A 1,032-nucleotide genomic window follows, 5' to 3' on the forward strand; every position below is an offset into this window, starting at 1 on the left:
ATGGGCATCATCAAAATTAACCTTAACATCCTCCCAAAAGCTTTTTCTTAATCCGATGATATCATGCTTCAACCCGCCCGCAGACGTTTCCAGAAACCGCTCTTTTTTTTCGAGCACCTGCAGCACCTCATCTATTCTCGACTGCTCTTCCTTCCATTCCTTATCCTGCTGATTCATGAACGGCACCTCCAGAAAATAGTTGACATACATAGATGAAATACTGTAAAATATAATTGGATACATATATTAAATATATGATGAAAACTGGCAAATACAATTTATCTTAGCACATTCACCCAACATCGTTCAAGGTTTGGGTTATTTATATGCAGAAAAAACCGATTTCACATCGAAATCGGTTTTTTTGGTATTAATTATCTAAACGAAAAGAACGGTTTGGCAGCTTCCAATTAAACATATAAGAACAAACCCGGCAAACAACGAGCACGAAAAACAGAACGTACAAGCCAAACGAGTTCCCCAGCCAGCCCAAGCCGACGATTAAACCGCCGAGAGCCGCCCAGACTGCATAAATTTCTGCCTTCAGCACAAGCGGTTTGCGCCCGGCAAGAAGGTCACGGATGATTCCGCCCCCGCTTCCCGTCAGCACAGCAGCCACGATCACGGCACTAAGCGGATGGCCCATTTTGACGGCATACAGTGCGCCTTGGATAGCAAAGGCAGCGAGGCCGATCGCATCTGATAAATTGCCCCACTTATTCCAATGCTTCAGCAGCAGCTTCGGAAACAGAAACACAATTGTAATAGATAAAAGCGCGATTTGAAAGTACGCTCCCTGCTCCCATAGCGCTGACACCGGAACGCCGATCAGCAAATTGCGGATCGCTCCTCCTCCAAAAGCTGTGACAATCCCTAATATATAAACTCCTAAAATATCATATTCCTCTTCCATCGCAACAATTGCGCCGCTGACTGCAAACGCAATGATGCCAATCACACTGAGCAGCTCCCAAGCCATTCTGATGACTCCCTTTTATGTTTGTTAAATTTTCTGACGACCTCTAGATTTTA

At 44.6% G+C, this 1,032-nt stretch carries 2 protein-coding genes; both read right to left on the reverse strand.

The genetic code is table 11. The features are described 5' to 3' along the window. A partial coding sequence (locus tag ACWHAR_RS23270) for a hypothetical protein (protein WP_452087972.1) occupies nucleotides 1–177 on the reverse strand: 177 nt, incomplete at its 3' end. Nucleotides 178–370: 193 nt separating this feature from the next. Further along, nucleotides 371–979, reverse strand: coding sequence for a trimeric intracellular cation channel family protein (locus ACWHAR_RS23275; RefSeq protein WP_003219999.1), 609 nt, complete (start codon nucleotides 977–979; stop codon nucleotides 371–373). Nucleotides 980–1,032 lie beyond the last annotated feature (53 nt).

The sequence above is a fragment of the Bacillus sp. LR--39 genome (assembly GCF_053613335.1).